This window comes from Candidatus Amoebophilus asiaticus 5a2 (assembly GCF_000020565.1).
GTDB classification, from domain to species: Bacteria; Bacteroidota; Bacteroidia; order Cytophagales; family Amoebophilaceae; genus Amoebophilus; species Amoebophilus asiaticus.
Genome location: NC_010830.1, coordinates 66,952 through 80,753, shown reverse-complemented (window position 1 = coordinate 80,753; position 13,802 = coordinate 66,952). Strand labels below are relative to the sequence as shown.

Annotated in this window: 16 protein-coding genes; 9 read left to right on the top strand and 7 right to left on the bottom strand. The window is 34.9% G+C overall.

Annotated elements, in window-relative coordinates:
* Positions 1–21: 21 nt before the first annotated feature.
* The 7 genes from atpA to AASI_RS00285 all read right to left on the bottom strand — a co-directional run bounded on the left by atpA (position 22) and on the right by AASI_RS00285 (position 6,825).
* A complete protein-coding gene (gene atpA / locus AASI_RS00320) occupies positions 22–1,620 on the bottom strand; it encodes a F0F1 ATP synthase subunit alpha (protein ID WP_012472289.1) in 1,599 nt (532 codons plus the stop codon).
* Between the two features lie 49 nt (positions 1,621–1,669).
* On the bottom strand, positions 1,670–2,278 hold the full coding sequence (gene atpH / locus AASI_RS00315; protein WP_012472288.1) for an ATP synthase F1 subunit delta: 609 nt from the start codon (positions 2,276–2,278) through the stop codon (positions 1,670–1,672).
* A gap of 8 nt (positions 2,279–2,286) precedes the next feature.
* A complete protein-coding gene (gene atpF / locus AASI_RS00310; protein WP_012472287.1) occupies positions 2,287–2,781 on the bottom strand; it encodes a F0F1 ATP synthase subunit B in 495 nt (164 codons plus the stop codon).
* Positions 2,782–2,809: 28 nt separating this feature from the next.
* Positions 2,810–3,055, bottom strand: a complete 246-nt coding sequence (gene atpE, locus AASI_RS00305) for an ATP synthase F0 subunit C (protein WP_012472286.1) — start codon at positions 3,053–3,055, stop codon at positions 2,810–2,812.
* A gap of 66 nt (positions 3,056–3,121) precedes the next feature.
* Positions 3,122–4,141, bottom strand: coding sequence for a F0F1 ATP synthase subunit A (gene atpB, locus AASI_RS00300; protein ID WP_012472285.1), 1,020 nt, complete (start codon positions 4,139–4,141; stop codon positions 3,122–3,124).
* Between the two features lie 800 nt (positions 4,142–4,941).
* Positions 4,942–5,621 (bottom strand): IS1-like element ISCaa4 family transposase gene (locus AASI_RS07815; RefSeq protein ID WP_148204900.1). Its coding sequence is split into 2 segments (ribosomal slippage): positions 4,942–5,303 and positions 5,303–5,621, totalling 681 coding nucleotides; the frame shifts between segments, so codons are not numbered across the junction.
* A gap of 397 nt (positions 5,622–6,018) precedes the next feature.
* On the bottom strand, positions 6,019–6,825 hold the full coding sequence (locus AASI_RS00285) for an enoyl-ACP reductase FabI (protein ID WP_012472283.1): 807 nt from the start codon (positions 6,823–6,825) through the stop codon (positions 6,019–6,021).
* Positions 6,826–6,938: 113 nt separating this feature from the next.
* Here AASI_RS00285 and AASI_RS00280 point away from each other — a divergent pair, with 113 nt between their 5' ends.
* From AASI_RS00280 to tsf, 9 genes are all read left to right on the top strand, one after another.
* A complete protein-coding gene (locus tag AASI_RS00280) occupies positions 6,939–7,529 on the top strand; it encodes a DNA-3-methyladenine glycosylase I (RefSeq protein WP_012472282.1) in 591 nt (196 codons plus the stop codon).
* Between the two features lie 161 nt (positions 7,530–7,690).
* A complete protein-coding gene (locus AASI_RS00275; RefSeq protein WP_012472281.1) occupies positions 7,691–8,503 on the top strand; it encodes an SPOR domain-containing protein in 813 nt (270 codons plus the stop codon).
* A gap of 58 nt (positions 8,504–8,561) precedes the next feature.
* Complete coding sequence (locus AASI_RS00270; protein ID WP_044282680.1) at positions 8,562–9,245, top strand: MotA/TolQ/ExbB proton channel family protein; 684 nt, start codon at positions 8,562–8,564, stop codon at positions 9,243–9,245.
* Positions 9,235–9,624, top strand: a complete 390-nt coding sequence (locus tag AASI_RS00265; RefSeq protein WP_012472279.1) for an ExbD/TolR family protein — start codon at positions 9,235–9,237, stop codon at positions 9,622–9,624. The genes AASI_RS00270 and AASI_RS00265 overlap by 11 nt, the downstream gene beginning before the upstream one ends.
* Positions 9,625–9,626: 2 nt before the next feature.
* Positions 9,627–10,334 carry a hypothetical protein gene (locus tag AASI_RS00260; protein WP_012472278.1) on the top strand — a complete coding sequence of 236 codons (708 nt, stop codon included), beginning with the start codon at positions 9,627–9,629 and terminating at the stop codon, positions 10,332–10,334.
* A 425-nt stretch (positions 10,335–10,759) separates the two neighbouring features.
* Positions 10,760–11,209: a 50S ribosomal protein L13 gene (gene rplM / locus AASI_RS00255; protein ID WP_012472277.1), complete on the top strand. Its 450-nt coding sequence runs from the start codon at positions 10,760–10,762 to the stop codon at positions 11,207–11,209.
* A gap of 4 nt (positions 11,210–11,213) precedes the next feature.
* Entirely contained in the window at positions 11,214–11,600 is a 387-nt protein-coding gene (gene rpsI, locus AASI_RS00250; protein WP_012472276.1) for a 30S ribosomal protein S9, read from the top strand.
* Between the two features lie 25 nt (positions 11,601–11,625).
* Entirely contained in the window at positions 11,626–12,567 is a 942-nt protein-coding gene (gene rpsB, locus AASI_RS00245; protein WP_012472275.1) for a 30S ribosomal protein S2, read from the top strand.
* A 220-nt stretch (positions 12,568–12,787) separates the two neighbouring features.
* Complete coding sequence (tsf, locus tag AASI_RS00240) at positions 12,788–13,621, top strand: translation elongation factor Ts (protein WP_012472274.1); 834 nt, start codon at positions 12,788–12,790, stop codon at positions 13,619–13,621.
* The last annotated feature ends 181 nt before the right edge of the window (positions 13,622–13,802 follow it).

The window sequence follows — 13,802 nt, the reverse complement described above, 5'->3', positions numbered from 1 at the left end:
TTAAATAAAAATTAAACACACTTAGCTGTTAATAGAAGTATCATTTACATAGAGCTGAGCTAAGTTTTTTGCTTCTTCAGCTAATACCTGTGCAATTCCATCAGACCACTCACCGGCTGCAATTTTAGCTAGTACACCTTTATGCTGAGATTTTAAAAGCGATAAATAGGACTTTTCAAATTCTGTTACTTGAGATAAAGATATCTTATCCAAGTACCCATTAGTAGAAGCATATAAAATGCAAACTTGTTCTTCTAACGTTAATGGATGATGCAGACCTTGCTTAAGTATCTCTTGGTTTTTTCTTCCCCTGTCAATCGTTCTTTGAGTGGCTACATCTAAATCAGAACCAAATTTGGAAAAGGCTTCTAGTTCTCGGAATTGTGCTTGATCTAACTTTAGTGTTCCTGCTACCTTTTTCATTGCCTTAACTTGTGCTGCTCCGCCTACACGTGATACAGAAATCCCTACATTGATAGCAGGACGAATACCTGCATTAAATAAGGCTGATTCCAAAAATATCTGTCCATCTGTAATAGAAATTACATTGGTAGGAATATACGCTGAAACGTCTCCATTTTGAGTTTCTATAATGGGAAGTGCTGTTAATGATCCTCCTCCTTTTACCTTACCTTCTAGCGAAGGAGGTAGATCATTCATTTGTTGAGCTATATCATCATTCGCGTTTATCTTAGCTGCTCGCTCTAGTAGACGTGAGTGTAAATAAAAGACATCTCCTGGATAAGCTTCTCTGCCTGGTGGGCGTCGTAGCAGTAAAGAGACTTCTCTGTATGCTACTGCTTGTTTGGATAGGTCATCATAAATAACAAGAGCTGGCTTTCCCGTATCTCGGAAATATTCTCCTATAGTAGCACCTGTAAAAGGTGCAAAGTATTGAAGTGATGCAGCAGTTGCTGCAGGTGCAGCCACTATGGTAGTATATTCCATAGCACCATACTTCTCTAAGCTAGCCATAACGCTTGCTATGGTAGAGGCTTTTTGTCCTATAGCTACGTAAATGCAGTAAACTGGATTACCTTGCTCGAAATAAGTACGTTGATTAAGAATAGTATCTATTGCTAGCGTAGTTTTACCAGTTTGCCTGTCTCCAATAATAAGCTCTCGCTGCCCTCTTCCAATAGGAATCATAGCATCAATGGCTTTAATGCCTGTTTGAAGTGGCTCAGCAACAGGTTGTCTATAAAGTACACCTGGAGCTTTGCGTTCTAAAGGCATTTCATATAATTCCCCTTTAATAGGTCCTTTTCCATCTATAGGCTCACCTAATGTATTCACCACACGTCCTATCATTCCTTCTCCTACGTGAATAGAAGCAATTCTCTTAGTCCGCTTGGCAGTAGAACCTTCTCCAATACCCTCTGCATCTCCAAAAATAACTGCTCCCACACTATTTTCTTCCAGGTTAAGTGCTATTGCCTTTTTACCATTCTCAAATTCGACAAGCTCTCCTGCTTGTATTTTAGTTAAACCATAAATGTGAGCTACGCCGTCACCGACTTGCAGTACAGTCCCTACTTCCTCTAATTCAGTATCTGTTTTTAAGTGGGCTAGCTGTTGCTTAAGCACTGCGGCTACTTCATCAGGTTGTAAATCTACCATAGGTTTTTATTTATAATAATGAGAATTTAGAATTAGCAAAAAGATTTAATTAATACTCAGCTATAGAATACTGCTTTTTTAATTTATGTAACCTAGTTGCTAAACTATTATCAAGTTGTTGATCTTCTATACGAAGTACAAACCCTCCCTGGATAGAAGGGTTTACATATTCCTTTAATATTACTTCTTTACAAGGCACTAAGGATTTAGCAAGATTCTTGAAATACCTAATTAAATCATCAGACAATCTAAAGGTTGTTGTGACACTGGCAGCTTTGATACCTCTATAAATATAATACTGTTCCAAAAACGTATCTATAATGGTAGGTAATATCCCTTCTCTTTTTCGATGGCTTAACAGTTTTAACAAATGAAAAGTTAACGGATGTATCCTAGATTGAAAGATACTAGTTAAAATAGCTAGCTTCGTTTCATTTTTTATAATAGGATTATGTAAAACACGGAACAAAGTTTTATGAGATTTACCAACTTTTTTAAAAAACAAGGCATCTTTATACACATGGTCTAGCACACCCATATCTATAGCTTGTTTGAGCAAAGATTTAGCATATCTAGACGCCACTTGTATGTTTGAAGTATACATTTTGATTTTGAGGTTAGTGCCTAGTTTTATTGTAATACCATTATCAGCTAACAAGAATTACCTTAGTTAAGGTGGGTTTCTTTTATTAGCCTACGTACTAACTCTTCTTGTTTATTTTCGGTATTTAATTCTTTTTCCAGTAATTTTTCAGCTACTTGCACAGATATTAGGAATATTTCGTGTTTAAGTTTGCCAAAAGCTATTTCTTTTTCTGTATTAATAACCTCTCTTGCTTCTTTTAATACTTTATCACTTAACTGCCTGGCTTCCATTTGTGCTGTTTCAAGAATATCATTTTTAGTAGCTACTGCATCACTAATGATCTTCTCCCTTTCTCTATTAGATTTTTCTAACAGTTTTTCTTGTTCTGATTTCAGTTGGGCTAATAGCTGCTTAGCTTCTTCTGCACCCTTTAGCGCCTCTTCTATATGCGTTTCTCTTTTTTTAAGTGTTTGCAGGATAGGTTTCCATCCGAATTTACCTAAAATAAAAAGGACAAATAGAAGCGTTATTGTTTGCCAAAAGATAATCCCAAAATCAGGTGTTATTAAATCCATATTGTAAAGGGTTTGCTTTTAATTATATCTATTTTGTAGCAATTAGCAAGCAAGTAAGTACACCAAATAAGGCTACTCCTTCAATTAAAGCGGAAGCAATAATCATAGCTGTTTGTATTTTACCGCTAGCTTCTGGTTGCCTAGCAATAGCTTCCATAGCTGAGCTGCCTATTTTACCAATACCAAAGCCAGCAGCTAATGCTACAATACCAGCGCCAATACCAGCTCCCAACAATGCTAAACTTGCATCAAGTAACAATACAGGATAATTCATAAGAAATTTATTTTAAAGGTTATACAAATATTTAAAGTTTATATAAATTAAACATCTATACATGATTTAATCATGTGTTTCTACTGCCATACCAAAATATATAGCAGACAAAAGTGTAAATATATAAGCTTGTAAGAAGGCAACCACTAGTTTTAACAAAAACATGAAGCCACCAAAAGGTACACTTACCATTCCTACTAACACAGTTTGAAAAGTAAAGATAAGTCCAATTATGCTTAAAAGTATAATGTGGCCTGCTGTAATATTAGCAAAAAGACGGATCATAAGTGAAAATGGCTTGGTGAATAAACCCAATATTTCTACTGGTACCATAATAGGAGCAAGCCATTTGGGAACCCCAGGTGGGTTAAACACATGTCCCCAATAGTATTTATTACCATGTACGTTGGTAATAACAAAAGTAAATAAAGCTAATGCTAGTGTTACTGATATATTGCCTGTTACATTTGCAGCCCCTGGTAAAAGGCCCATAAGGTTGTTGAGCCAAATAAAAAAGAATATACTAAGCAAATAGGGCATAAAGCGCATATACATACTTTGGCCAATATTAGGAATGGCTATTTCATCCCTAATAAAATAAATTATTAATTCTAACAGCCCCCAAAAACCCCTAGGCACTCTATATACATTCCTTTTATAACGCTTGGCAGCTGAAAGTATAATTGCTACAAGCACAATTACACTTATAAACATCGAAGCTGCATTTTTAGTAATAGATAAGTCGTAGAAATGATGAGCTGGCTTAAGTGCTATAATTTTATCATGATTATCTAGTGTATAACCTCTGTAGGCTACTCTGTTGTGGTTCTTGTCCCAAAAATGATTAGAAGAAAAAAACTCTAATCCACGATCTTTGGAAATAATGATGATAGGAAGGGGAAGAGTAATATGAGTTTTACCAATTGTAGCAAAATGCCACTCATGAGCATCACCAATATGATGTAAAATAAAATTGTCTTCCTGTGTTTTGGCCACTGCTTCATGCTGCGAGCATAAGCAGCTAATAAGTAGTAAAATACCAAATCTATACTGGTTGATCCAATGCAAGCCCTTATACAAATCCATTTAGCAATGTTTTAATTCAGTCTAATTTCTAAACTAGCAAGTTAAGTCCATTTTAGCAATATTTGCTGTAATTTTTGAACGGTTGATTTAATTCTATTATAGTTGAGTTACTACAACCTTTAATAGTGCCTATATAAATATTTCAAGCTTTTAAAATGCAAGCAAGTAACCCAAGTTATTCCTATTTTTAAAGTGCAAACTTAGAAAAAAATCTTATTAATCACACTTTTGTAAGTACTTTCTCTTAGGTTCATACTGCTTCTTTTTCTTTTTCATATGCGTATATGTTTGTTCTATTGTGAAACGATATAGGCTTATTCATAGAATGATACTGGCTTCTATTTAATTTTAATTGTAGAATAAAAGCTAACATTCTTGAATATAATGCTTGTTTTTTCTGTAATTTACTTTTTTACTTTTTATGAGCATCCGCGGCAAAAGCTAATTGCTTACCTTAAACGTATTTGAGCAATGAGATGTATCATCCTAAATTCTTAATCCTGCCTGGATAATAACAACTATCTTTGTTCCCTTTTTACTTTGGTTGTTAAAACATATTATAGCTCCTTTGCAGCTTTTTCTTATATAGTATATAAAGCACAATAGTGTATCCTGTGTCCTAGGTTTGGCTAGTATACACCTAACTTATTCAGGAACTTTTATGTTTTCAAAGAGCTTTCTTATGCTATCTTCTTATATACTATTATACTATCGTTAGTGCTAACAATTATATTGCTGACTCAGTTGAGCTTAAACCACCTTTGCTATGGACATCTATTAATTGTTATATTTTGGTATTGTTAAATTAAGATAGGCAGCTGATTATTTAGCTTGGCCATTAGCAGGTTGAGCGATTTTTCTATCATGTGCACCTGTTTGCTATAGCATTTTCCTTTACGCTTAAATCTTGCTAAATAGTGCCTCATTAAGCTATTATATCCTTCCACTGTATAAGTTTCTGATTTGCTTTGTCGGTGTTTATCTTTTGGAATAAACTGCTGGTAGCTTTTCCAATAATCACTACAATACAGCTTGCCTATATCCTTGACGCGCTCCCATAACTTCAATCCGGTTTGTGTCGAGCGATCTCCACACACATATGATATAAAACGCTTGCTCAATCTATCAACAGCTATCCATATCCAGCAGTAGACTTTTTTGAACCCACATATGTGTGTATTTCATCCATCTCGACTATATCTACTTGATCTTGTCTTTCTGGTAAACTTACTTGATCTCCACATGCTTTTACCCATTGATAGACTGTTCCATAGCTTATGTTGAGTATACGGCCTATAGCTCGAAATCCTAATCCTTCTAAGTATAATTGCAACGCTTTTCGCTTAGTAGATACAGGTTTAACATCTGATTTGTGACTAACTGTGTAAGGGAAACGGCAACTTTTACACTGGTAGCGCTGTCTACCTCTAACAATTCCATCTTTACAGCTTTGAGTATTATTACATCGAGGACAATTCATACTTTTTCCTCTAACTTACTAATCCTATCCCAATTTAACAATACCAAATTTTCAGTCCTGGTTATGGATTTTGTCATTTCCAAAACTGGAAGAGCATCTGCTAGGCTATCTTTACTTGGTTTTTGTAGGAGCAGAGTAGGGCAGTTATGTGGGTTGCCTTATGGATGAGAGTTGGTATAAGTGTGTAAATTTTACTCTTTTTAAACTCTTTTGTAAGTAATCTTTCTTATATCTTATATGGTAAATTGGTAAATCAAGCTAAACTACTTTTGCTTGATAAAACAGAAATATAATATGACAACATAGCGTAGAGGTATTATGAAATACAATATGAGCTATCTTACTGTAATTAATATTAACAATACTCTTAAGCTATGTTGCCATTTATGCAGCTAGCTTACAATGTATCTACAATCTGCTCTGTAATGCCAACACTTGAGAATCCTCCATCATGCATCAGATTTTGCATGGTTACCATTCGGCTTAGATCAGAAAACATTAGTACAATATAATTTGCACAATCTTCTGCACTAGCATTTCCTAATGGAGACATACGTTCAGCATATTCATAGAATTTGTCAAACCCAGGCACACCACTGCCTGCTGTAGTATGAGTAGGTGACTGAGAAATAGTATTAACGCGAACTTTTTTATTTTTGGCAAATCTATAACCATAACTTCTGGCAATAGATTCTAACATGGCCTTTGCTTCTGCCATATCAGAATAATCTGGGAAAGTTCTTTGTGCAGCAATATATGAAAGGGCTACAATAGATCCCCATTCGTTCATAGCATCTAATTTTTCTGCAGTTTGTAATATTTTATGAAAAGATAAAGCAGAGATGTCTAGTGTTTTTAAAAACCAATCATAATTAAGATCGCCATATGAACGCTGTTTTCTTACATTAGGACTCATGCCAATAGAGTGAAGGATAAAATCTATCTTGCCGCCTAAAACTGTCATAGCTTGTTCCAATAAATTTTCTAAATCAGCTACTACGGTAGCATCAGCAGAAATGATGGTTGCTTGACATTCTTCTGCTAATTGATTTAGCTTGCCTAGCCTTAGGGCAATTGGTGTATTGGTTAAGACAAAGTTTCCACCTGCGGCTTTTATACTACGTGCAGCTTGCCAAGCAATTGAATGCTCATCCAATGCACCAAATATGATTCCTTTTTTTTCCTGTAATAAGTTATGTAACATACTTACCTTAATTTGAAGAATTAAACTTAAAATGTTTTATATTATTATGAAGGGGATAAAGTTAAAAGTTTTACCTTTATATTTAACCTTTTATAATTGATTCATTTAAAATTATGCTTGATAAAAAGCGTTGCGATTGGGTTAAGCCACCTGAATTTTACATACGTTACCACGATGAAGAGTGGGGCGTACCTATATATAATGATCAGCAACATTTTGAATTTTTAGTTTTAGAAAATGCCCAAGCAGGATTGAGCTTTCTTACTGTGTTAAGTAAGCGGGCAGGTTATCGACAACACTTTGCTGAATTTGATGTGCATCAAGTAGCTTCTTTTGGAGAAGAAAAAATCCAGCAACTTTGTAACGAATCATCAATTATCCGCAATAAAAGTAAAATTGTGGCTAGTATTAGTAATGCTAATCAGTTTATAAGGATTCAAGATGAATTTGGAAGCTTTAATAATTATATATGGAATTTTGTAGAAGGTAGGACTATTGTTAACTATTGGAATGCTATTAGCCAAGTGCCGGCATATACTCCATTAGCTGAAAAGATCTCTAAAGACTTGAAACAGCGTGGCTTTAAGTTTGTGGGTAGTACGACTGTATATGCTTATATGCAAGCAGCAGGACTTGTCAATGATCACTTAGTTAACTGTTTCCGCCACCAAGAATTATTTGCATTAAGTAAAGATAGAAGGTAAATGATATACTGATGTTGTTTGATAATTTTCTGTTGAAAATAAATATATATTTGACCTTATATATTATTGATTATAAAAAAATGGAATTAATGATGATAAAATCATTATAAAAAATGTTTACTTTTGAAGTAACTATGTTATTGTTTAACAAATTATAGATCATGGCTGTAGATACTAATAATAAACCCCAAAGTGAAAATAACAATGATTTTGGTTTACCTAAAGCTGAGTTTAAGCCTATAGAGTCTACAGGCAATAGTCAATGGCTTAAAACAACTATTATTATTGCTGGTATAGTACTTATCATAGGTGTAGGTATTGTTTTTTGGTTATTCCAACGTCCATCTTCCAATACTAAAAATGATTTTATGTCCAATACCTTAGAAAATCAACAGATGGAAGAGGAGGAAACCGAGGACGTAATGTTTAATACTAATACTGTAGATGTCACTAAGACTACCACAGTAGAATCAACAAAGCCAAAAATTGAAATAAAGGAAAATAAAGACACTGTTATTGCTAAGAAGTCTCAAGAAGCAGCTACCAAAAAAGGCCAACCGGCAGATTCAGATGATGCCGCATTAGCAGAACTAGATAAAATTTCTGATAGCTTTATTGCAAAGCCAGAACGTAAACCATCGAGCTTTATCGAGCAGTTAAGGGCTGGTGAGTTTGATCATAAAAATGTAGAAAAAGAGGAAATCAATGAAGAGGAGCCTCCTATTATGACTATCAATGCCCCTAAAGGCCTCTACTATGTGATAGTTGCTAGTCATATTGATATGGACTTGGCAATGGATTATGCACAGAAAATTGTACAACATGGAACCCATGTAAAACTTATTACTCCTACAAAAGATCATTATTTTGTTCGTGTAGCTGTAGCTCAAGAGAAAACATTTGAAGAAGCTACGCACAAAGCAGAAGGTTTAAGAACATCTTATGGAGAAAGTGTATGGGTAATGAAATATTAAACAAGTTATAGTTTAAAATTTATGTATATTGTATGCCCTGTTATATTGATAAGTGGGTATGCAAAGTATATTAGAAAAAGGCCAAATTAAATTTATGTCTATTTTAGAACTTTTACTGAAAGGTGGGTGGGTGATGGTTCCTATTTTTTTATTATCCATTTTAACACTTTATGCACTGATAGAAAGGTTGATTATATTAAATAAGGCTGGCAAAGTCTCTCAAAAATGGCTGAATAACCTTTATAATCAAATACTTACTGGGGATATAGAAGAAGCAAAACTCCTTTGTGAGCAAAAGCATACAGCTATTACAAGTGTAATTCAAGCAGGGCTTGAAAATTTACCTCATGAGCCTCAAAACTTAGAGAAGTCTATGGAACTTGCTGGGCAAACTGAGATTTATAGACTAGAAAAAAATTTATCTTTGCTTGGAGCTGTAGCAGGTATTGCACCTATGTTAGGATTCTTGGGTACCGTGTTAGGAATGATTCAAGCTTTTATGGCTATGGCTCATACCACTACAGCTATAACACCTCAGTTGCTTGCTGGCGGTATATATGAAGCTATGATTACTACGGCCGCTGGTTTAGTTGTAGGGATTTTAGCAGACATAAGCTATAAATATATACTTACTAATGTAGAAAGAGTTAGCTATAAAATAGAGCAAACAGCTAGTCAGCTTATAGAAATTGTACAAGAATCTTATAAACTACAACAGACTAAGAGGATCAATGAAGCTTAAAGTTAGACATAGGGTCAATACGCAATTCAGCATGTCTTCTATGACTGATATTGTATTCTTATTGTTGATCTTTTTTATGCTTACAGTTTCTTTTGTGACACCTACAGGCCTAGTAGTAGATTTGCCAGCTAGTCATAGTGCTAATACACTAAGTCCACAGATCCAAATAACTATTACCTCAAAGCTTGATTATTATATAGATAATGAGCCTGTAAAACTAGAAGATCTTGGTAGTATATTACAAGAAAAAATTTCTCAAAAATCTAACTTAATTCTTCTGCAGGTAGATAGGTCTATACCTGTCCAGCATATGATTCAAGTCATTGATATAGCCAATTCACTACATGCACAAGTATCTGTAGCTACTAGGCCTGATTGATAATGAAGCATACTAAGCAACAAAATTTAAACGATAGCTTAGCCCTTATTTTGTCAGTGGCTATTCATGGATTGCTTCTTTTAGCTGCTTATTATTTATCCACAGACCATGCTGCTATAGGTTCTAGTACAGCTTATAAAATTGAATTAGATCTGCAAACTTTCCATCAAACATTGAATCAGCCTACCAAAGAAGCTGCTGTAGATAAAATACAAGATGCCTTGCCTAACATAACCCAAGAAGTTGATGTTGAGCCAACTACTCCTCAGGATGCGCCTATACCATTACCTACTGAAAAAGGCAGTCCAGAGATAGTACCACAAGAACAAGCACTAGAGGAAGTTAAAGATATTCCTGCACAAATCGAACAAAAAAAGGAAGAACAGCCATCTATTGACAGCCGCGGGATTTATAAGCCTAGTGAAGATAAAAGAACAGGTGCTTCGTTAGAATTGGTGGGTTGGATCTGGGATACTGTGCCACACCCACAAGATGATACAAACGAGATTGGTAGGCTTGTATTTGAAATTATAATTGATGACTCAGGAGAAATTATTGCTATAAAAACCTTAGAAAAGACGGTAAGCCCATTAGTAGAACAGTTGTACAAAGATGAGGTTGCTAAGCTGACTTTTAGTAAGACAAGTAACAATATAGCTTATGCACCCACTTCTACTGGTAAAATTACATTTATCCTTCAGTATAAATAATTGTATAAGTGCACACTAACGTATAGGTAGTACGTGTGCGGAGTTCAAAGATGGTAGGCATGTATAGAACTAATAGAGCAGTTGTAATGTGTATGCTTCCTTAAATTGACATAGAACCTAGCTAAAGGAATATCTATTTAAAATTATTAAATTTTATTTGTTAGGCCCCTTAGAAGCAGCTTTTGCCCTCATTCATGTTGCATTTCAGCGCAAAAACTAATAATTTAGTGGCTTTACTAAGCAGCCTTTGTAGTTATACTTGATTAGTTAATACACTTGAATGAAACTATAAATTATAAAATCTGCTTGATAAGTTAGATAAATTATTTAAATTTGATGACTTAGCTTTCTATTGGGTGTTTTGTTAATTGTTGCAACCCCAATTAATAAGCTTATAGTATATTTTAATAGCCTGTACATAAAAAGTGGATACATTAAGTTATAAAACACAATCAGCTAATAAGCAAACCATCGACAAATCTTGGATTCTTGTTGATGCCAAAGGCCAAACTTTAGGAAGATTAGCTAGCCAAATAGCTGCTATTATACGTGGTAAGAATAAGCCTTATTTTACTCCCCATATAGATTGTGGAGATAATGTTGTAGTTGTCAACGCAGAAAAGATAAGGTTGACCGGTAAGAAGTGGGATAATAAACAGTATATTTCTCATACAGGTTACCCAGGAGGCCAGCGGATAACTACACCTCGTAAGCTTAGAGAAGAATTTCCTACGCGTATGATAGAACATGCTGTACGCTGCATGCTACCTAAAAATAAACTAGGTCGTAGATTATTTCATAATTTATTTGTATATGCTGGCCAAGATCATGCACATAGTGCTCAGCAACCCAGAGAAATTAAGTTAACTTACTAAATCCATGGAAATCATTAATGCCGTAGGCAGAAGAAAGACATCTATTGCTAGAATCTACCTTTCTAACGGAAAAGGAGATATAAGCATCAATAAAACTTCTTTGGAAAAATATTTTCCTTCTGAGGCTATTATTACTCTAGTAAAACAGCCTCTTCAGCAAATTGAGGCAATCGACCAATACGATATTAAAATTAACGTAAAAGGTGGAGGCTTTAAGGGACAAGCAGAAGCTGTTCGTTTAGGTATCGCACGTGCTTTATGTGAGGTAAATCCTAGTTTTCGGCCTAGTTTGAAAAAAGAAGGGTTTCTCACTAGAGATTCTAGAATGGTAGAGCGTAAAAAATACGGTCATAAGAAAGCTAGAAAAAGTTTCCAATTCAGTAAACGTTAAAATAATATCGCATACAGACTCATACATGATTACACTGACTCAGAAAGATTTACTTAAAGCGGGTGTACACCTAGGTCACTTGTCTAGAAAATGGAACCCTAGTATGGCTCCCTTTATCTTCATGGAAAGCCGTGGGATACATATTATTGACCTTAATAAGACACTTTCCCAGCTTCAGGAAGCAGCAGATACTTTGCAAGCTGTGGCCCGTTCTGGTAAGAAGATCTTGTTTGTGGCCACCAAAAAACAGGCTAAAGAGCTAGTAGCACAAACTGCTAAGTCACTTAATATGCCTTATATGACAGAGCGATGGCTGGGTGGTACTTTGACTAACTTTATTACTATCCGAAGACTTATCAAAAAACTAACTTCTATGGAGCGCATGATGAAAAGTGCTACCTATAAGAATATGGCTAAAAAGGAGCAGTTGATGATAGCGCGCGATAAAGATAAGCTAGAAAGGGTATTAGGTGGTGTTCTTGACTTAACCAAACTGCCTGGTGCTTTAGTGGTTGTAGATATCATGAAAGAAAGTATTGCCGTACAAGAGGCTAGAAAACTAGGTATACCTATTATAGCACTTGCTGATACAAATGTAGATCCTGATCTGGTAGATTATCCTATCCCTAGTAACGATGATGCTACACCTGCTATTGAACTTATAGTTCGTACCTTAGGTGAAGCTATTAATGAAGGGTTATCTATGCGACAAGAAGATAAAGCTGCTGAAGCACAAGATAAAGACGCTCAAGATACTGAAGATAATAAAGGAGCACGTCCTAGAGGAGCAGAGAAAGTTGCATATAGTGATGCAGATTCGGAAGAAGATAATGCGTACGGTATAGCGGTTAAAGCCTCCAAAAATAAAACTGCAGAACCTGTAGAAAGGTTTAAAAAGAGTAGGACACCAGTTAAAGGAAGTCGACCTATTGGTGTAAGTAAAGCTGGGGATAAGCCTAAAAAATAAAGTGCCGAATAGGTGCTCTGTAAATTTTCCTAGTAAAATAATAGCAGAGCACAAAGAGATAAATTACTCTTGTAAAAATTATCAGCTTAGTGTTGATAACAAAAATTGGAATAGCAGGTTATAAGCTATTATAATACACTTCTCTTAGACCCATAAGAGTCCAATTAGAGTAATTATACATAGATAGTAATTGTAAAAGAAAATAAGCATTGTAAATATTATGGCTATTACAGCACAAGATATCAATAAATTACGGCAACTAACAGGCGCCGGTATGATGGATTGTAAAAAAGCACTTACAGAAGCACAAGGTGATATTGATAAAGCTATTGAGCTACTTAGGAAAAAAGGACAAAAAATAGCTGCTGCCCGTGCCGGAAGAGACACTACAGAAGGATTTGCATTAGCCGATGTCAATGCATCTGCTGATCATGGAGCCATCATAGCATTAGGTTGTGAGACAGATTTTGTAGCTAAAAACGATTTGTTTCAACAAATAGCACAACAAATTTTATCACTTGCCTTAGCTCAGCAACCAGCCACTATCGAAGATTTAAAACAGCTCGAAATAGACGGACTTACAGTACAAGAACGTATTACAGAATTAGTGGGTAAAATGGGCGAAAATATAACATTAAGTGCTTATGAAACCTTGTCTGCAGAAGTAGTAGTTCCTTATATACATACAGGTAATAAATTAGCGGTTTTAGTTGCTTTACAAGGCGCTAAAGGAGAAGATGTAGTAGTAGCGGGTAAAGATGTTGCTATGCAAATTGCAGCGCTTAATCCTATTGCCATAGATAAAGATGGTGTTTTTACTAGCGTTATTGAGCAAGAATTAGCAATTGCTAGAGAACAAGCTATTCGTGAAGGTAAGCCAGAAGCCATGTTAGAAAACATTGCACAAGGCAGGCTCAACAAATTCTTTAAAGAGAATACATTAGCCAACCAGCCTTTTGTAAAAGATAATACTTTGACAGTAGCACAATACTTGACAAAAATTGCTGCTGGCTTGGTTGTCAAGAATTTTAAAAGAGTATTAGTAGGAGCCTAATAAGTTATTGATTTTAATTTTTAAACTTCTATTTTTCTTATTTTATTATGCTATGGTACATTTTGCTACCATAGCATTTTTTATTCTTATTGATACTATGCTAGTTATCAATAATAAATTCATTCGGCTATGACTACCAACTGTGTATATCTTCGTAAGCTGTTTATTGATAGGTATTATT

Bases quoted from the DNA above. Each gene is read 5' to 3' on its own strand.
- atpA (WP_012472289.1), bottom strand. From the start codon at position 1,620: ATGGTAGATTTACAACCTGATGAAGTAGCCGCAGTGCTTAAGCAACAG.
- atpF (WP_012472287.1), bottom strand. From the start codon at position 2,781: ATGGATTTAATAACACCTGATTTTGGGATTATCTTTTGGCAAACAATA.
- atpE (WP_012472286.1), bottom strand. From the start codon at position 3,055: ATGAATTATCCTGTATTGTTACTTGATGCAAGTTTAGCATTGTTGGGA.
- atpB (WP_012472285.1), bottom strand. From the start codon at position 4,141: ATGGATTTGTATAAGGGCTTGCATTGGATCAACCAGTATAGATTTGGT.
- AASI_RS00285 (WP_012472283.1), bottom strand. From the start codon at position 6,825: ATGTTACATAACTTATTACAGGAAAAAAAAGGAATCATATTTGGTGCA.
- AASI_RS00280 (WP_012472282.1), top strand. From the start codon at position 6,939: ATGCTTGATAAAAAGCGTTGCGATTGGGTTAAGCCACCTGAATTTTAC.
- AASI_RS00275 (WP_012472281.1), top strand. From the start codon at position 7,691: ATGGCTGTAGATACTAATAATAAACCCCAAAGTGAAAATAACAATGAT.
- AASI_RS00270 (WP_044282680.1), top strand. From the start codon at position 8,562: ATGCAAAGTATATTAGAAAAAGGCCAAATTAAATTTATGTCTATTTTA.
- AASI_RS00265 (WP_012472279.1), top strand. From the start codon at position 9,235: ATGAAGCTTAAAGTTAGACATAGGGTCAATACGCAATTCAGCATGTCT.
- AASI_RS00260 (WP_012472278.1), top strand. From the start codon at position 9,627: ATGAAGCATACTAAGCAACAAAATTTAAACGATAGCTTAGCCCTTATT.
- rpsI (WP_012472276.1), top strand. From the start codon at position 11,214: ATGGAAATCATTAATGCCGTAGGCAGAAGAAAGACATCTATTGCTAGA.
- rpsB (WP_012472275.1), top strand. From the start codon at position 11,626: ATGATTACACTGACTCAGAAAGATTTACTTAAAGCGGGTGTACACCTA.
- tsf (WP_012472274.1), top strand. From the start codon at position 12,788: ATGGCTATTACAGCACAAGATATCAATAAATTACGGCAACTAACAGGC.